Source organism: Pseudomonas sp. DCA-1 (assembly GCF_046523955.1).
GTDB lineage: Bacteria > Pseudomonadota > Gammaproteobacteria > Pseudomonadales > Pseudomonadaceae > Aquipseudomonas > Aquipseudomonas putida_Y.
In genome coordinates, this window is sequence record NZ_CP169881.1 from 3,373,834 (window position 1) to 3,392,169 (window position 18,336).

Below are 18,336 nucleotides of genomic sequence, written 5' to 3' on the forward strand. Positions count from 1 at the left end.
CGAATAGTAAGGTGACCATCTTACACGACCAGCTAGCCTACGTTCGCCCAACATCATAAAAAGCAGGATATAGGGCTTGAAACATGCCATCTCGATATTCTCTACTCACAATATTTTCACTGTGCGCACCATTTGTTCAAGTTGCACTCGCTGCACCGAGTGCTGACAGTGAGGGTTTCTTGGAAGGGTCAAGACTCTCGTTGAACCTTCGTAATTTTTACGCAGTTCAACGTACATCGGGTACCACGCTGCTTAGTGTAAAGAAACCGTGGGGTGCCGAGACCACCCGTGATCGAACGACCTGGGTCCAGGCAGCGATGCTGAATTATTCTTCTGGATATACACTTGGGAAGATAGGATTTGGTTTGGATGCCAGCATGTTCAGTGCAGTAACCCTCGAGCGGGGTCATGGCGCGATTGCTAACGGTGCCGACCGAGTTCTCGTGGATAGCGACGGCGATGCGATTCCGACGTGGAGCCGCCTAGCTGTTGCGGACGTAAAATTCAAAGCCTCGAAAACGGAGATCAAAGTGGGCCGGATGATGGTCGACAATCCCATGCTACGCCCAAAAGACAACCGCGCCCTTCCATCCAGCTTTCAAGGCACTGCTATTTCGAGTAACGAATGGGATTGGTTGAAGATACAGGCAGGCAGCTTCGATAAAGCGATTCTGCGTACGGGCAGCAGATCCGAAGACCTTGCCTCATATTATGGCAACAGGGCGATCAAGGGTGATCGCCTGAATTACCTTGGAGCAACAGCCCGAGTTTACCCGAACCTTGACGTCAGCTTATTTGGCTCCAGGTTTGAGAATATGTGGGATCAAGGTTATCTCGGCATCACCCACAAGCTCGTCTCCAACGAAGGTTATTCCCTCAAGACTGCCTTCAGCTACTACCACACCCAAGACCAAGGCGAGATGCGGCTCGGGTACATAAAGAATGACGCATATAGCTTGGCCGTCACAGGAAGCCATGCTGGCCATAGCCTGACGCTCGCTTGGCAGCAGGTGATGGGCGACGAATATTTCGATTACGTGTTCGAGTCGACCAGCAACTACCTCGCTAACGCCCTGTTTTCGGATTACAACGGCCCCAACGAAAAATCTTGGCAGCTTCGATACGACTTAGATTTCGCCGTGTTTGGCGTACCTGGCCTGGCTCTGACCCTCTGGCATGCTAAGGGTTGGGACATCGACGGAACGCATTACAATGGCGATCGAAATGGACATGCCACAGGTTACAACGTCAGAGGCCTTGACGGCGCCACCCATGATGAGAACGGCTTACTCTTATCTTACGTGGTGCAATCAGGGCCATTGCAGGCATGGAATTTCAAGACGATTGTTTACAACCACCGTGGCTCCCCGGGACAGATTGATGGCAGCTACGACGAATTCCGCCTAGTAACCACGATCCCCATCAAGATTTTCTAACCTCCCTACAGGTTTGGCCGGGCCGCATCAAAAAGCCAGGCCAAACCTGCTTTTCTAAGGCTGCATATGATTTAGGCTAATGAGTCGTAAGCGTTCGGCCATGACTTGCCGTGGCGCTCACCTAAAACACTCGAGCCCGCAGTGGTGCCTCGATCAGCGTTTCGCAATGACGGCAGGCCCAATCGCCACGCTCGTGTTGCTCGATGGTTACCATATGCAGCTTCTAGTTCAGCTTCTCAAAGATGTCTTCGCCGATGCGCTGGACTTGGCTATCGCGAGCGCATTAGGCGATTCTCGGTTAGTTGCGAGCTACCGTGCGGGGAAGCTGCGGCGATTGAGACACACGCGGGCTGCTGGTAAGACTCAACTGGCGTGACAGGTGGTTTAACCGCCTTCAGTTCTGCTTCTGTAGCGGCAAATGCCCAATGCCTGGTCAATGGAACTTACCTTGGTTTACGCGCAGGGTCGCAAGCCGAACACCCATTCCTTCACGCCTCAGGACTTTCATTCGGCTCGCTCAGAACGTAGTGAGCGGAGAAACGCTGTGCGATTTGAACACACAAACGCAGCAATCAGCCGAACTTATGCTGCCTCGGTGCTGGCACGTACTTCCATCGGTGCGGTAGCGAGCCAAAACGCAACGATGCGTCTCACCCCGGATAACGTGGGCATAGCTGCTGGATCTGAGGTTGACCATGATCGATGCCCCGCCGATGGACAACTCGATCATCGCCGAGGCTCGGCTTAGTCGCTTAGGTGTTGCATTCAACCGAAACCAGCCGTTAGCGTATGTGTGTACCGCTCTCGATAAGGTGGCAGCGATCTGCGAATGACTTTGGGCAACGTGTTCAATATCATGCGAAGGGCTTTAGGCGAGCACTGGTCACCGCTAGATGTGCACTTCACCATGGCCGACCAGAGTGCGGGCACGATTATCAGAAAGCTTTTCATACCGAAGTTCGATTTTAACAGAACTCCAACGCCTTGATTTTGAACGCTTCGGATCCCCAGGTCCTTCTCATCGCTGAACAAAGCTTCAGTGTGTTGCGACTATCCAACTCGGTGCTCTTTACCGTGGACGTATGAGTCCGATTCGAAATCGTAGAGTTCATCCATACTGAAGTGCCACGCATCGAGCAGGTGACGAACCGCTTAGGGCTCAAGATCTGGACATTGACCCGTCAACTCAAAGATGAAGGGCATACCTTCTCCAGCCTATTCGACTCAGTACGCAAAAAGCTCGCTTGTTACTACATAGAAAACCCCAATGAGTATCTCAAGACACGTCGAGATTCTTGGCTATACAGAGAGTTCGAGCTTTACTAATGCTTTGAAACGATGGGCTGGGATTTCTCCAAAGCGTTGGATAGAGCGGGCCAGTGGCTTGCCATATATCGAAGGGCAACAGCCCTAAAAGCCATATACCCTCCATTGCAACTACACAAAGCATGATTGCCCTTACCGGTGAAGCAATAGCCATTATCACCAGAAACAGCCAACCTTTGATTGCATAAATAAGGGAGACAGTTCAGAAAATAGGCATACTATGTATTCTGGAAGATTGTCGCTCATGGTCAGGCATCGCCTAGTAATCGGTCGATAGCTGTAAGGCAGCACCAAGTTTGAGACAACTCAATGTGCGGAATCACAGTTCGTACGGTGGCTGGGCTCCCAGGAAACTGAACGACGCAGAACAACTCCGCAAACTATTTGAAACACGAGATGGAGACCGAGATCTCGATCGCCTGTTTGAAAAGACTCGACACGATCTCAATGAAGCAGTCCTGACCTGTCTACGATGGAGGAGAACTCTTGGTAGCGCCATTACGACCGCAGTCGCAATCGACTCGATTTATATCTCTTGGCGGTATCAATTCCCATACCGATCTTACAAATTAAGAAAAATCGAAAAGCATCGGAACCACATCGTAGCAAACGAGGGCTGTCTAAATAAATCGACTATGAATGCGACTGAGCCAAGAACAATTCCCAGCCTACGCAACTAATCACCACTATAAAAGCCCTTGGATACGCGAACTGAATGGCGAAGTAATCACCACATCAACATTTACGTAGGCATATTTTTTAATACTATCAAGTCTATTATCCAACTCTTCCAAGCTGGCTGCGCACGCACGACAATGGAACGGATAGTCACCGCCAACTGTATCAAAATGCGTAACATTCTTCATCTGCACTAGCATATTATAAACATTTTCCCTCTCACCTGCTTCTGGACGGATTCGTAAGATGGCTTCAACACCGAACCCCAGTGCCGCAATAGAAACATCCAGTGAAAACCTCCTAACCACACCATTAGTCAAAAGCCTACTTACTCTATTCTTACACGCATGTGATGATAACCCAACAATTTTGGAAAGCGCTTTGAGCTTAACATTACTATCAACAGACAGAGCCTTTATGATTAGCCGATCAATGGAGTCGACAGCAGCAGGTGAATTACTCATTGACAGCTGCTCAATTTTTAATATCCATTAGAGTCGTCTTAACTGAAGTGCACTCATCAAAAGCACGCATAGATTTATCTCGACCATGCCCTGACTGTTTTATACCGCCAAAAGGCGTCGTTAAATCGCATGTATTGTAGCAGTTAACATATACAACTCCAGCCCGCAATTTTTTTGCAATCTGATGAGCTTCAGAAAGCTTATCACACCAAACTCCTGCCCCGAGACCATAGGACGTATCATTGGCGACAGCGACCGCTTCAGTGGCACTGTCTACAGTTATTATTGATAAGACAGGCCCAAAAACTTCCTCCCTAACTATCTCCATGTCGTTCGATACATTGTCAAAAATCGTTGGCACAATATAAGATCCGCCAGTTTCCACAAATGCACGCTGCCCCCCTGTGATAAGTTGAGCACCACTTGTAACAGCCCGTTCTATGTAACCCATCACTCGATCAGCGTGGCGAGCATCAACCACTGCTCCTACACGAGTGGCAGGTGACAGCGGGTCCGCTGGCTGCATCATTTCGGCAACCTTCATCACTGCATCAACAACTCGCGAATGTACAGAACGCTCCACGATCAATCTTGAGGGTGCGATGCAAGTTTGCACCTGATTGCTGAACATCCTTTCTGCAACTATTGAAGCCGCCTTCTCGATATCCGAGTACGACGAAAGAATAATTGATGGACTCTTTCCACCCAACTCCAAGCTAACTTTCTTAAGATTACTTCTGGCGGAATACTCCATCAACAAACGGCCAGTTGCCGTAGATCCTGTAAAGAGTATTCCGTCAACATCATTATGCAAGGCTAGAGCTTTTCCCGCAGTACGCCCTAACCCCGGCACCACATTCAAGACCCCTTTAGGAACCCCGGCTTCAATCGCTAATTGAGCCAATCGAATGGCTGTCAGTGGTGACTGTTCAGCAGGCTTAAGGATTACCGAATTTCCCATTGCTAATGCTGGAGCGACTTTCCAAGCAGCCGTAAGTAAAGGGTAATTCCAGGGCACAATGGCCCCGACAACGCCTAGAGGCTCCCTCGTAATCATTCCCAAGTGTCCATCTGAGGTAGGTGCGATGTCCTCGTAGAGTTTGTCTATGGCTTCTGCGTACCATTGGAAGCACTGCGCGACGGCGGGGATATCAACGTTCCATGAAGAAGAAATTGGTTTTCCCATATCCATGGTTTCTAAAAGGGCTAGCTCGTCTTTGCGGGCAAGCACCAGATTCGCCAGTTTGTTTAAAATCTGTTTACGCATGATGAGAGGCATTCCGGCCCATCGCCTGTCTTCAAATGCAGTTCTAGCGCTTGCAACTGCAAGATCTACGTCCGCAGATTTCCCTGACGCGATACGGGCCAAAAACCGCCCATCAATAGGTGAGTAACAATCGAAAACCCCTCCGTCAAGGGCTTCAACAAACCTACCATTTATGAAACAACGACCTTCATACGGCTGCTGTCGCGCCTTATCATGCCAATACTGTGCATAAATCGGATGCCTAGCAAGTGCGTCCATGGTTTTCCCTTAATGGAGAGGAGCTGGATACGCCACCGAAGCCGTGGCTAACGGTGGCGCAGGCACAAGTCAACGCATAGCATCCAAAATCGCATCAAACCGTTTCGGTGCCTTTATTTTCATAACTATCCCACCAAGACTTCCTATAAGAAACGCAACTGCCAGGGCTACAATAATCAGTGTGTTTACCAAGCTCCCTTCCGAACCTGTGAGGGCTGACAAGTTCATCAGGGCTATATAAAGAAAGCCGCTAAGCGCCACAAATGCGAGACCTGGCGCAAATTTTGTTTTCCAAGCGCTTCCCAAGCCCTGGTGCCGTGCGAAATACAGAATTACCGACAAGCAAGCCAACACAACGATCATCATATAACCGAGCGTGCCAGCTGCGGCGCCAGTAGCATAGACTTCGGTTGCTGGGTCAAGACCGAGTAAAACTGCCGCTGCAATCAGAATAATTGACACGATAGTTTGAACAGCCGAGGCAACATATGGAGAGCAATGCACATCATGGACCCTAGCTAACTGTGCCATAAGAACACCACAAGAGCCCAACACGTACTTGTAGCGCGCTACGATGTTATGAATTGATATCACGACGGCAAAAAGACTTGTAATCAGGAGGAGTTGAGCTGCGTCCTTTGCGACATGACCTAAGTAAGTGGACACCAAATCAAGATACATGCCTTCAGGATTATGCGTCGCCACATCAACTACTTTATCCAGACCAATACCCGTTACAACACAGTAAAAGGAGACGCAATAGAGCAATGAGATAAACCCCACAGCGATATAGGTTGCTTTCGGAATAGAGCGCTCTGGATCAACCGCCTCCTCTCTATAAACAACTGTTGACTCAAACCCAATGAATCCGAAAATTGTAAATAGCAAGCCAAGGCCAGGTGATCCGGACAGTACCTCAGACACAGAAAATGGCTCGATCGAAAAACCACCGTGTGCCGTATTAATAATTACGGACAAATCGACAAACATAATAACTAAAATCTCCAACACCAAAGCCACACCAAGAACTTTGGCACTGAGCTCCACATTCCTATAGCCAAGAAACCCAACAAAACCGATGACCATTACAGTGAAGACCCACCATGGAACATGCATATCAGTCAACGATGAAAATGTATTGCTAAGTACGATCCCCAGATAGGCTTCAAGCGCTATCAAAACGAGTGTATATGAAAATACAGCCAGAGAAGCTGCACCCAAGCCAAATACTCGCCCCATTCCTTTCAGAATGTAAGCATAAAAAGCTCCTGCATTGTCGATGTATTTAGACATCGCAACGAATCCAACCGAAAACAGCAGCATGACAAAACCAACTGTTAAGGCATCAACCGGAGCCGCAATACCATTACCAAAACTAATAACGAGAGGACTTATACCAGCCATTACCGTTAGTGGTGCTGCAGTGGCAACCACCATCATTGCGATTCCGATAGGCCCCAAGTTCCCTTTCAGCTGTTTATTTCCGGGATCTTCAGAGCGCTCAACATTTGGTGAAGTCATTTCTTATTCTCCGTTAACGATATACGTAACATTCTTAACACATTTACGGAATTGTGAGTTGAGGCATCCTTACCCAATAGCGCGGTCGCTCGCGGCCCGAGGAATCACAAGGTGCTGCAGCCAGTTTATTAATTCAAGCGGCCGGTACTCAAACAGTGTCATGTCAACTCCGCAGCAAAGCTGATTCAAGCGAGGAGAATCTAATTCATGATTATAGCCTTCAATTAATGCTGCAATTTCCTCAACATTTTTAAGACTATCGAACGTCCCATCTGCAACTAGCGACTTTGCGCTTTCACGAAGGTATCCAGCTTGGTCCCTTCCCAAAAGTTCAGGATGGTATTGAACACCCCAGAATATCGACTTATCGAACTTGATTTCAGCAGCTTGTATGAACTTTCCATTTCGAGCCGTAACAACTGCACCTTGAGGCAACTCAATCACCTCATCGGAATGAAAGGAAAACTCATCGAATCGCAGGTTACGGCTCTTATGCATTGGGTGTTTCGTTCCGGCATCCGTGAGCTGGATACCAGCAGCGAATGGCGTCTCACATATCCCATAGTCTGCCCGGTTAGGACCCACCCGGCCTCCAGCAGCTGCAGCGGCGAGTTGTAACCCCCAACAAATACCGAAAAGCGGTACGCCGGACGCGAAAGCTTTACGCGCAAAATCCAACTGCCTGGCAGTACTCGGCTGCCCATCATAAATGTGTGAATTTGATCCGGTGAAGAGTATGCCGTCGTACAAATGCAAAGGGAGCGTTCGCACAGGATCAGGGTCCGCCGGAAATACGATTTCGATCACTATGTCATTGTCCATAGCCAAGAGCAGCCCAGCTATATGCTCGCTTGGGGTACACCCGGTGTACTCAGTGAACGACGCCCTATCTTCCCTGGTATTACCGTCACAAATCAAAACTCGGATAATCACCACGAACCCTGCCCCTCACTGTCAGGAAATTTTGATGGCCAATTCGGGACAGTTAGCGCAGGCTTTCTTTACGCTATCCTGTAGCTCTGACGGGACATCTTCAAAACCAGGCTTTACTTTTGCATAACCCTCGTCATCGATTTCAAATACTTCCGGAGCAAAATAAACACAACGTGCATGACCTTGGCAGCGAGCTTCATCAACTTGAACTTTCATAGTTAACCCCTCATCAAAAAGCGAGTTTCAGCGGACCGACCCCATGCCATTTTTCACTAGGGTCTGCAGGGCGAAACTCAGGTACGGCTCGCAGGAACTCTTCGATCCCTACAACGAGCTCACGACGGCCCAGGTTTGAACCCAGGCAACGATGGATACCACCGCCAAAAGCCAAATGACGATTTTCTTGGCGCCCGATATCAATCTTGTCTGGATCCGGGAAGATTTCTTCGTCACGATTGCCCGCGCCAAAGACCAACATGACGCGGTCACCTTCCTTGATCTCTTGACCTCTGATCACGGTGTCCTTCAGGCAGGTTCGCCCCATCACTTGAACTGGAGACAATGTACGGAGAAACTCTTCACAGGCCATGGGGATCAACTCGGGATTTTCACGAAGTTTGCGCTGATCCTCAACGTTATTTGCGAGGTGCCACAAACCGGCTCGAATGGACCATGCCGTAGTATCGAGTCCTGCCAGGAAAAGCAGATAACAATAGCGAAGAAGTTCGTCGCGGGTCAGTGGACGCCCATCCAACTTAGCCTTGCAGAGATAGTCCATCAGGGTCTGATTTTCACCTGGATCTTCCCATTTATCGAGAAGGTCCCCGAAGTATGCAAAGACATCTCTGCATGCTTGCTGAGCAACTTCAGGTTTTTCTACCCGCTCATAAATAATGTCATCGACCCATTTATCGAACTTTGGCCAGTCACTTTCTGGATAGCCAGCTAGACGACTAAAGATGATAGTCGGCAATGGTCGAGAATATTGATACGAGGCGTCAGCACCGCTACCTTTCTTAGCAAATTCTTCAGCCAAGCTTCGAGCAGTATCTCGAATTGGTTGCTCTAGTTTTTTGAGTTCTTGTGGAGTAAACAAAGGCAGCAAGATTCGCCGATAGGCTGTATGTTCTGGCGGATCAATGTCGATTGGAGGCAGCTGAATTCCTTCAGATACGGAAGGGACCATCATCGACGGGGCAACAGAGAATGCCTGAGGATCTTGCTCTGCGGCAAAGATATCGTCACTTTTGGTCAAAAACCAGAAACCGCCATAGTGCTTGCTGCGTCCAACTGGGCAACCGTTACGCAACGCTGCGTACGTATCAAAAATATTGTCTAGTGCTTCGCCATGAAAATCAAAATTTTCAGCAATTTTATTTACGTCGCTCATCCCATCATTCCTCGCTACTCTTTAGCCGCCGCCCAGATCGACGACGGCAGATATTTCCTAACTTAAATAATGCTCAGATACCGCTTAAGCTCCCAGTCAGTAATAAACGCCGCGTTCTGCCTGAGCTCCCATTTCTTCATTTGTACATAGTGATCAACAAATTCCGGGGTAAACATCTCACGTGCCGTCTCGCTCTGACTAAAGAGCCGCGCCGCCTCTTCCAGAGAAGTCGCAAGTGGATCTGCTTTCTCAGCGCTGACGTGATAAGCATTACCTAGGATCGGTTCATTCGGGTTTAGCTGTTTCTGTATGCCTTCCAGACCCGATAAAAGAATTGCCGCAACCACCAGGTGCGGATTTGTGTCAGCTCCTGGAATGCGGTTTTCGACACGTGCTGCACTACCTGCAGAAGTGATTGCGCGATGTGAGACGGTTCGATTATCGAACCCCCATGAAGCATTTCCGCCCGCCCAAGATGCACCCGCAGTACGCTTATAAGAATTGAGGGTGGGAAGAAAAATGGCGGACATTTCTCTTGCATGGCTGACCATGCCTGCCAAGAAATGCTTCCCAAGAGCCGAAAGTTGGCCTGGATCTTCTGGGTTTGCAAACAGCGACTCGCCGTTACCGTCTGCCAGGCTCATATGTACATGGCCTGAAGACCCTGCCCATTCTGCATTTGGCTTTGCCATGAAGGTAGCAACCAAGCCATGCTTAGCTGCAATCTCTTTGATGCCGTTTTTCACGAAAATCGCATCATCGGCTGCTTGGAGTGCATCGCCATATTTGATGTTGACTTCGTATTGTCCTGGTCCATGCTCGCTGTTTGTTGCCTCCAGCTGTATGCCCGCTTCGCGCATAAACTGGCGAACTTCACCCATGACATCGGAAGAACTCGAGTAATGAAGCATACTATAGCAGTGCCCACTTTTTCGGGCTGGCGCGATATTTTGCCAATTATTATCTGCAATATCATCAGCGCTGCCTTCAATTAGATAAAACTCAAACTCATAAGCCGCAAAGCACTGGTAGCCCATGTTTTTTGCTTTAGCAATCGAACGCTTTAAAATGCCCCGCGGGCAGAGAAATAACGGCTTGCCGGCAGTTGTATAAAAATCACAAATCACTGAAGCAGTTCTAGCCTGCCAAGGCACAAGAGATAGGGTACTGAGGTCTGGAATAAAACAAATATCAGGATAGCCTGAGTCCCACCCTGTATAAGACAGGCCATCAACCAACGTGTCAGTTACATCCCATCCAAACAATACGTTTGAAGCCTGAGTTCCGGTAACGGCGACTCGTTCCAGAAAATACTCAGCTCCAACTTGCTTACCTCGCCAGACACCATCAATATCAACGGCTCCAACCCGAATCGTATCGATGTTATTTCGTTCAATAAACTCACGGACTTTCAGGAGATCTTTATTGTTGTCTTTGTTCATTTTGCATGTCCTGTTCAGATTCCGACTGAGCACTAGCACAACTCAGCTATTAGTTTTCTACCTCAACCATGATGCCTTGGGTGATCACTCAGGATTTTTCCAATCTTTTGCGACCCCTTCGGGCTACCTATCACTTCCCCTCTACCAGGTAGAGGTTCTTCAAAGAACTGTCGAGCTTCAATCAGATCTGAACTATCACTCGACATATCCACGTAGTGAATTGCCTCTACCGGACATACGGACTCGCAAGCCCCGCATTCAGTACATTCGTCCGGCTGAATCCATAGCCGGCTGTTCGCTTCATAGATGCAATCTACTGGACATACGTCGACGCAAGCTTGATCACGACTTTGTATACAAGCATCTGTAATTACATAAGGCATTTAGCTCACCTCATTTGTACTATGGCCAGGTAAAACCGACATTTCAGGAGAAATCGCAGCTGCAGCATGGTTCACAGCGATAGCTGCCTCTCCAAACCCAACAGCAATCAACCGAACCTTGCCTGGATACTCACTTACATCGCCAACAGCGTATATGCGTGGCATATTGGTTTCCATATCCTCTTTAACAGGAATCCTGAAACCATCGATATTGATTTTCCACTCAGCAATTGGGCCCAGATCCGAATGAAACCCAAGCGCAACAATAAACTTGTCAAAAGAAATAATTTCTTTACTTTCATTGTTAGCACCCGTGATTTCCAAGAACTCGAGTCCTTGCTCCTCGTGGTAAGCGACAACCTCGCCTGGGGCGATGACTCGCACACCTTTTTTGTACATCTCCTTGACACTCGCCTCGTGAGCTCGGAAGCGTGCGCGACGATGTATAACGGTGACTGACTTAGCTCTTTCTGCCGCCGCATTTGCCCAGTCGACAGCACTATCACCACCGCCCGCGATGACTACGTGTTTGTTGTCTAACGCTGAGAGCTCTGAAATGAAATGCATTACGTTTGAAGAGTGAACACCCTCCAATGCAGGTAGAGAGCGCGGCGTGCATTTTCCTAGTCCGGCGGCAAGTACAACTGCCTTTGTATGGTAAGTCTCACCGAGGTCGGTCTGGAGTACATAGCCATCACCTTCCGCTACCAGATCGACAACCAGTTCACCGAGATGCAGTTCATATTCTTGCCGCCGCGACTGCTCAAGCAGATTCGAAATGAAATCACTGCCTTTGATGGCAGGGAAACCCGCTACATCATGGATCAGCTTTTCAGGGTACATGGTTGCCACCTGCCCACCAACCTGGGGCAACCCGTCGAACAAGGCCGTTTTAAGGCCCCTGAAACCCGCGTAGTAGGCGGCATACAACCCAATCGGGCCCGCGCCCACAATCACTAGATCGAATTCCTTGGAGTTGCTCATAATCCGGCCACCCTTTTTGTCGTTGTTTTGTGTATCCTATTTGGAAACATGTTTCACGACAAGACTTTTTTGCCGGCTTTGTAGCATATTTTTTTTCCCTCCAATAATCAGTCAGTTAGCCCACATCGCCGTATTTTTGCCAGCTCTAGCACAGCAATCCCCATGCGAATACCTCTCATTTGCGCATGGTATCGACCGTTTCTACTGACCCATTGCTCCGCAAAGCGCGTGTTGACAGAACACACCAGGTTCTATAAAAAGAAACATGTTTCCACACTGGAAACACCAATAGCTCAACTCCGGCATCCCTGGATCATCTGAGCTTGTGAATGCAGAACAACAATCAAGCGGGAGTGGACATGGTTAACTACGATTTCTTTGGCAAAGTGGCAGTTGTGACTGGAGCAGGTGGCGGTATGGGTTTGGCTCTGTCAAAAAAAATGCTCGAGGCAGGCGCCTCGGTACTAGCAATTGACGTCAAAGACATGCCTGAAGAGCTGGCCAGCTTTGACAAGGTCCTGTTTGCAAAAGGCGACTTGACCGACCCACGCTTCGTCAACGAAGCAGTTGAAAATGCTTATCATCGATTCGGCCGCATTGATTACCTGGCCAACGTCGCAGGTGTACTGTGGTTCGGTAAGGATGTGTCACTGCTTGATATCGATTTGGATGTCTGGGATCAGGTCATGGACATCGATTTGAAAACCCTGGTGCATACGATCCGAGCGACTGTTCCCTACATGCGGAAATCAGGCGGCGGCTCAATGGTGCACTTCTCCACTGTCCAATGCTTGCGTGGCGACACCGCTCCTCAAGACGCATATGCAGCCTCTAAAGCTGGTATCCCAGCGATCTCCAAATCAATTGCAATGCAGTTAGCCGCTGAAGGGATTCGCTCCAATACTATTTATCCAGGTATCACCCATACCCCTATGCAGGCACGCTGGGATTCACCTGAGAAGCTCAAGAACGCAGCTGACTATGTCCCCATGGGTAGGGTCGGTGAAGCCGCCGACATGGCGAATGCAGCTATGTTCTTGCTATCTGACGCATCGGCTTACATCACTGGCACAGACTTGATTGTCGATGGCGGTCTTATGCTCAAGTATTAAAAGGTACTTGTTCGGCCGTCAAGGCGCGGATTGACTGGGCGGGGGCTGAAGCAGCCCCCGTCTTTTTGTAACATTTTAATTTAAAAAATTTTATTTTTTATCAATACGTTAGCATTTGAGTATGACTGCTCGGTCACTGTTCAGTAATCCACACCTCCCCTCTAGCCTGCACCGTTTCGATGCAATTTGCCCGCTGCATTCGATGCTTGACGCATGGGGCGACAATCGAGTTTCCTAAATGGAATAATTTGTAGATTTAGGAAATCCTGTGCTATAAAGCTCACATTTCAGCGATTTTCGCTAGGCATAATTGAGTAGGAACATTAAGGTGTCTATTGTCAACCAGATCCGTGAACAGCGTAACCTGCGAGGCATGAGCCTTCGTTCATTGGCTCGAGAACTCGGTATTTCAGCTTCGCAAATGTCCAAAATTGAGACAGGTAAAACTAAGCTTACCGTAAGCGTCGCACTTCGGATTGCCGACATTCTCAAAGTCCCTGCATCGAATTTTCTATCATCAAGCAAACCGAAAGCAACCGGCAGGCGTACTATTACTCGAAACAACTCCGCCGAAGTACAGTCCACTCAAGGCATGCGACTTGAAAGCCTCTGTGCCGACTTCAAAGAGAATCACAATCTTTACTGGAAGGTCACAATCACCGCCAAATCTTTTGAAGAAGTTGGTGGTTGGCGTCAGCATCCAGGTCAAGAGTTCATTTTCGTAATTAGAGGTAAACTCCAACTGCTGAGCGAGTATTACGACCCAATTATTTTGAACGAGGGTGAGAGCGTTCTGTTTGACTCAGAGCAGCCCCATGCGTACGTAGCCCCGGAAGGGACCGTGGACGTGCTAATGATCAATAGCATGGTTTAATCCAGACGTCTGAGAGTTTTGTGCTTGACAATAAAAAAAGCGGAATCAATAAATTGACCCCGCTTCTGACAACATTGCGTTAGCTTACTTAAACTCTGATGCGGAACGTATAATTGCTTTAGCAAGTACTGCAGACATCGATTCCAACTTGGCTTTCGTATCAATTAGGTCGTTGCGCACCTCAATGTACGCGTTTGCGACCCCGATTGATAAACCATGCCGATCGAGCGTAAACCAATCACTGTCCTTGAAGCTATATGGTTGGTTTTCATCGACACGATAGACATCCTGCTCTGCGATTTTTTGGAGTAGATTAGCAGGGAATGCTTCACTATCACGCCACATCACGCCAACTTCGCACGAGCGAAATTTATTATACCAGACCGGCGTGAATGAATGAATGGAAACGGCTACTTTAGCCTTTGATAAAGTGCCCTCCATCCAACTTGCAATCGCGCGCTCTAAAGGCCTGCGCGCGATATCTTCACGAAGCTTTCTATCACGCTCAGTTATATTTATGTTAGCCGGAATCGGGATGCCGCCCACATCTAACCTAATGCAGTCGGGATCATCAAACTTCCTATTGTAATCCAAATACAAGCGTGAATAATTTGCAACAACTGCAGTCGCGCCTAATCGCCTGGCAACACTCAGCGTCAGTTCTTTCGAACCTAAATCTTGTCCATAATGCGTGGCAAATAAAGCCTCAGGCAAACCTAAGTTATTCCAAGCAGACGGTACCGCGCTACCACCGTGTTCGCAGATCAGGACAATTTCCGCATTTGCGCCTCCTGGAATTATTTCTACCGCAGCATCAACATAGCGCGCGAGTATGTTGGGCTCTAAAGCATCAATACTCATGACAGCTTTCTCACGTGGAAAGACTTAGCATCCATCACTCCTAACAGCCCCTCTTTACCATTTCCTCGTCCGATACCCGAGTTTTTCAGCCCGCCCCAAGGCAAATAAAGGTCTGCATGATCGCAACGGTTTACAAACACTGTTCCTGCGTCAACTTTATCAGCAATGCGCAATCCACTTTCCTGATCACGCGTCCAGATTCCAGCCGTCAAGCCAAACTGACTGTCGTTCATGAGACGAATAGCTTCGTCATCATTGGCAACGACTTGAACGCAAGCGATTGGACCAAATGTTTCCTCTCGCATTACTTCCATGTGAGAAGTGACACCCGTAAGGAGAGTCGGCCGCACGTAAGCAGATTGGTCTGCTACATCCAGGTCAAGCATGGGGCTCTCAAAAGATGCAGCGCCCATCTGCACTGCTTGTTTAATCTGATTTTTGATAAACTCAGCCGCCGAAGCTTTTACAACAGGTCCGACAGTTGCTCTGGCGTCATTTGGGTTTCCGATCTGATATTTGAGCATTTCGTTGCGGAAACACTCGATGAAATCGTTTTGAATATTGCTATCCACATAGATCCGCTCAACCGAACAGCATGACTGGCCTGCATTTGAGAAACAACCATCCGCTAGCTCAGCCACAGCAAGCTCAATATCTGCGTCCTTACGAACATAAGCCGGATCCTTGCCACCCAATTCCAGATGGACATGAGTCAGTGTTCCTGCAGCTGCAGCATGAACTGAAAGCCCACCGCTAACAGAGCCAATAAAGTTAACTCCTTTCGCTCGCCCGGACTTGATGATGCTATCGACTTGGCGATGTTCAAGTTCGAGAACCTGCAGAACGCCAGCCGGTCCATTAATAGCTTTATAGGCCTCTCTGACTATACGCCCTACTTGAGTCGTTTGAGCAGCATGCTTCAAGATAACTGTATTGCCACCCAAGATTGGCGTTACGATCAACCAAGGTAACAATCCTACAGGATAGTTCCAGGGGGCAATCGAAAGATGTACGCCTTGTCCATACCGTCTCACGAATCGGGTCACTTGCTCGTCACTTGGGTATCGCTCGTCCAAGAGTTCTTCAAGAGCCTCGATCTGCGCCAAAGTCACATTCTTAAATCTAGGCGCTTCGTTAGCTTGACCGGCTGGCCGCCCGATCGATACACATACAGCCTTGGCCAGCTCATCCGACCGCCGAATCAGCTCATCTGCCAGCGCAATTACCAGGTCTGCTCGTTCGCGCTTGGAGGAGAATCGCCAAGACTGGAATGCTTCCTCTGCCGAATTTAAGGCTGCAGCTACCTCGGTGTCATTAGCAGTGTTACCTGACAGAAAAGGCATTCCATCGATAGGCGAAACGATTTTGTAACTAGACATAGGATTTCCTCATTTTGTTTTTGTTTGTACATTGAAAATCGTAGACATCCATCAACGCGCTTAGCGAGGCCGTAGACTCTCACCGAGCGAGCACTCAATACGGCAATGTAGCTGTTACTAGATAGCTGTAATTGAATAATACAGATCTATCACTTTTTTGCCTTACTGGGGCCCCCACCTTGGTTTCAAGCCAATTTCTGATTTCACAGCTTCGACTAAAATCGTCTTGAATGTCACCATCTAAACCTAACTGCCACGCAATATCTTGACGACTAGAGTCTTTGTGCAGAACTCGCAGCGCCTCAATGTAGCCCTTGAATTCTTTCCCACCCAAAAATAAATTTCTATTTGATATCAGCGTTTGATCGTACATACCCAATACATCTGCCAGAGTATTTAAACTGTACTCTGGGTGAAACTGCGCACCCCAAAAGCAGCCATTTTTATATAAAATTTCCGCCGCCTGAACTTCGCTAATCTCGTTAGTAGCCGTAACACTCATGCCTTCGGCCTGGCGTGTGACATGATCCGAATGAATTGCTAAAGCATCAAAGGAAGTTTTACGCCCTTTATGCATAGGATGTTGAGCGCCTAAATCTGTGAGAGATACTCTGCGAGCGACTCCTACTTCTGGCCCGCGATGATTCAGTTCTACTTCGCCGCCAGCAGCCACGTTAGCCACTTGAAGCCCCCAACAAGATCCGAAAAACGGAACCTGCGAATCAAAGGCACGACGCGCAAATTTTATTTGGCGTTCCACTTCGGGAGATTGGTTATATACATTCAATGATGAACCAGTTAGTACGATACCCTCATACCTATCAAAGTCGAGCAGCGAGTTTTGATCGCTATCCGGTAGATTCAAGATGTCTACCTGAATATTTGAGCTCAGTGATTTGATCACTGAAGCGTACTGCTCGCCTTGCGTCTCTCCCGTTATCGATCGGTACCACTCACGAGCGAACTGCACATTCCCTTCAGCCACAAGGATTTTCATTCCGATACCTTCTGTGTGGTCGTACACCACTCATCAATATCCAGCTTCACCGCCAGCGGCACCTGTAACTTCTCGCGTCGCCGGCGTATCCAAAAATACCTCGTGTTTCCTTATACGAAACACGCGATCAAAAGTCAACACATCCGTAGGAGCTGCCGGTCGGGCAACGAAGCAACCACACTGAAAGGCTGGCTTTTGTAAACCGGTGTTTACATGAAGGAGCTGGAATGCAGCCCGTAGCTGGTAAGCATCCGGCGAACTCACCTTCCGAACTCCTGCGTTAAGGGCGATGGTGTCCGCATATTTTTAAGCGGACGCGATTACCCGTAATCGCCAGGATTTCCATGCGCCAACGAAGCTCTTATCCCAAACCATTCAAGGCCCAGGTCGTTCAGGAATGTCTGCAACCTGGCGCAACTGAGTCCAGTGTCGCCATCAGCCACGGCATCAATGCCAACGTCATCCGCAAATGGATGCCGCTCTATCGAGATCAGCCCGCGACAACCTCGCTACCAGCATTCGTCCCGCTGAAGACCGCCCCTAAACGGCCAGCCGAAGTGTCAGTGGTCATCGAACTGCCCATCGCCGGGCAATTGATCACGGTGAAATGGCCAGTCTCAGATCCTGAGGGCTGCGCGCAATTTATCCGGGCTGTGGCCCAATGATCCGCATCGATGCGATCTGGCTGGCCACCGAGCCGATGGATATGCGCGCTGGCACCGAAACCGCATTAGCCCGGGTGATCGCGGTGTTCGGTGCGGCGAAGCCGCACTGCGCTTATTTCGCCAATCGCCGGGCCAACCGGATGAAAGTGCTGGTACACAATGGCGTGGGTATCTGGCTTGCCGCGCGGCGACTGAATCAAGGCAAGTTTCACTGGCCCGGCATTCGCCATGGTTGCGAGGTCGAACTCGACAGTGAACAACCCCAGGCGCTGGTACTGCGGTTGCCGTGGCAGCGAGTCGGCTTAGGTGGTGTGATCAGCATGCTTTAATCGCCGGCCATTTGACCTGTCTGCTTGTCGTTGGCCT

Annotated in this window: 17 protein-coding genes; 5 read left to right on the top strand and 12 right to left on the bottom strand. The window is 48.9% G+C overall.

Translation table 11 applies throughout. From position 1 onward, the window contains the following. The first annotated feature begins 200 nt into the window (after positions 1 to 200). Positions 201 to 1,436, top strand: a complete 1,236-nt coding sequence (locus ACE4QZ_RS15880) for an OprD family outer membrane porin (RefSeq protein ID WP_232099755.1) — start codon at positions 201 to 203, stop codon at positions 1,434 to 1,436. Between the two features lie 2,012 nt (positions 1,437 to 3,448). Here the strand turns inward: ACE4QZ_RS15880 and ACE4QZ_RS15885 are convergent. From ACE4QZ_RS15885 to ACE4QZ_RS15925, 9 genes are all read right to left on the bottom strand, one after another. After that, positions 3,449 to 3,904 carry an Lrp/AsnC family transcriptional regulator gene (locus ACE4QZ_RS15885; protein WP_103469103.1) on the bottom strand — a complete coding sequence of 152 codons (456 nt, stop codon included), beginning with the start codon at positions 3,902 to 3,904 and terminating at the stop codon, positions 3,449 to 3,451. 10 nt (positions 3,905 to 3,914) lie between these two features. Then, positions 3,915 to 5,429, bottom strand: coding sequence for an aldehyde dehydrogenase (locus ACE4QZ_RS15890; RefSeq protein ID WP_103469104.1), 1,515 nt, complete (start codon positions 5,427 to 5,429; stop codon positions 3,915 to 3,917). Positions 5,430 to 5,498: 69 nt separating this feature from the next. After that, positions 5,499 to 6,950 carry an APC family permease gene (locus ACE4QZ_RS15895; protein WP_103469105.1) on the bottom strand — a complete coding sequence of 484 codons (1,452 nt, stop codon included), beginning with the start codon at positions 6,948 to 6,950 and terminating at the stop codon, positions 5,499 to 5,501. A 69-nt stretch (positions 6,951 to 7,019) separates the two neighbouring features. Beyond that, positions 7,020 to 7,757, bottom strand: a complete 738-nt coding sequence (locus ACE4QZ_RS15900; protein ID WP_158664648.1) for a glutamine amidotransferase-related protein — start codon at positions 7,755 to 7,757, stop codon at positions 7,020 to 7,022. Between the two features lie 147 nt (positions 7,758 to 7,904). Next, complete coding sequence (locus ACE4QZ_RS15905) at positions 7,905 to 8,099, bottom strand: ferredoxin (RefSeq protein ID WP_103469107.1); 195 nt, start codon at positions 8,097 to 8,099, stop codon at positions 7,905 to 7,907. Between the two features lie 13 nt (positions 8,100 to 8,112). Continuing rightward, positions 8,113 to 9,273: a cytochrome P450 gene (locus ACE4QZ_RS15910; RefSeq protein WP_103469108.1), complete on the bottom strand. Its 1,161-nt coding sequence runs from the start codon at positions 9,271 to 9,273 to the stop codon at positions 8,113 to 8,115. A gap of 62 nt (positions 9,274 to 9,335) precedes the next feature. Beyond that, positions 9,336 to 10,715, bottom strand: coding sequence for a glutamine synthetase family protein (locus tag ACE4QZ_RS15915; protein ID WP_103469109.1), 1,380 nt, complete (start codon positions 10,713 to 10,715; stop codon positions 9,336 to 9,338). A gap of 62 nt (positions 10,716 to 10,777) precedes the next feature. Continuing rightward, positions 10,778 to 11,098 (bottom strand): ferredoxin family protein, encoded by a 321-nt coding sequence (locus tag ACE4QZ_RS15920; RefSeq protein WP_103469110.1) that lies wholly within the window; start codon positions 11,096 to 11,098, stop codon positions 10,778 to 10,780. Beyond that, positions 11,099 to 12,082 carry an NAD(P)/FAD-dependent oxidoreductase gene (locus ACE4QZ_RS15925; protein ID WP_103469111.1) on the bottom strand — a complete coding sequence of 328 codons (984 nt, stop codon included), beginning with the start codon at positions 12,080 to 12,082 and terminating at the stop codon, positions 11,099 to 11,101. 359 nt (positions 12,083 to 12,441) lie between these two features. Between ACE4QZ_RS15925 and ACE4QZ_RS15930 the strand changes: the two genes are divergently transcribed. Both ACE4QZ_RS15930 and ACE4QZ_RS15935 read left to right on the top strand, forming a co-directional pair. Further along, positions 12,442 to 13,194: an SDR family NAD(P)-dependent oxidoreductase gene (locus ACE4QZ_RS15930; RefSeq protein ID WP_103469473.1), complete on the top strand. Its 753-nt coding sequence runs from the start codon at positions 12,442 to 12,444 to the stop codon at positions 13,192 to 13,194. Between the two features lie 328 nt (positions 13,195 to 13,522). Beyond that, the gene (locus ACE4QZ_RS15935) at positions 13,523 to 14,068 is read left to right on the top strand and encodes a helix-turn-helix domain-containing protein (RefSeq protein ID WP_410480092.1); all 546 of its coding nucleotides are present in this window, start codon (positions 13,523 to 13,525) and stop codon (positions 14,066 to 14,068) included. 84 nt (positions 14,069 to 14,152) lie between these two features. Here ACE4QZ_RS15935 and ACE4QZ_RS15940 read toward each other — a convergent pair whose 3' ends face one another. The 3 genes from ACE4QZ_RS15940 to ACE4QZ_RS15950 all read right to left on the bottom strand — a co-directional run bounded on the left by ACE4QZ_RS15940 (position 14,153) and on the right by ACE4QZ_RS15950 (position 17,305). Further along, positions 14,153 to 14,929, bottom strand: coding sequence for an N-formylglutamate amidohydrolase (locus tag ACE4QZ_RS15940; protein WP_103469113.1), 777 nt, complete (start codon positions 14,927 to 14,929; stop codon positions 14,153 to 14,155). After that, the gene (locus tag ACE4QZ_RS15945) at positions 14,926 to 16,308 is read right to left on the bottom strand and encodes an aldehyde dehydrogenase family protein (protein ID WP_103469114.1); all 1,383 of its coding nucleotides are present in this window, start codon (positions 16,306 to 16,308) and stop codon (positions 14,926 to 14,928) included. The genes ACE4QZ_RS15940 and ACE4QZ_RS15945 overlap by 4 nt, the downstream gene beginning before the upstream one ends. 94 nt (positions 16,309 to 16,402) lie before the next feature. Then, complete coding sequence (locus ACE4QZ_RS15950) at positions 16,403 to 17,305, bottom strand: type 1 glutamine amidotransferase (RefSeq protein WP_103469115.1); 903 nt, start codon at positions 17,303 to 17,305, stop codon at positions 16,403 to 16,405. 344 nt (positions 17,306 to 17,649) lie between these two features. Between ACE4QZ_RS15950 and tnpA the strand changes: the two genes are divergently transcribed. Together tnpA and tnpB are read left to right on the top strand one after the other, a co-directional pair. After that, complete coding sequence (gene tnpA, locus ACE4QZ_RS15955; RefSeq protein WP_103469116.1) at positions 17,650 to 17,970, top strand: IS66-like element accessory protein TnpA; 321 nt, start codon at positions 17,650 to 17,652, stop codon at positions 17,968 to 17,970. Next, a complete protein-coding gene (tnpB, locus tag ACE4QZ_RS15960; protein WP_146050472.1) occupies positions 17,967 to 18,299 on the top strand; it encodes an IS66 family insertion sequence element accessory protein TnpB in 333 nt (110 codons plus the stop codon). The genes tnpA and tnpB overlap by 4 nt, the downstream gene beginning before the upstream one ends. Positions 18,300 to 18,336 lie beyond the last annotated feature (37 nt).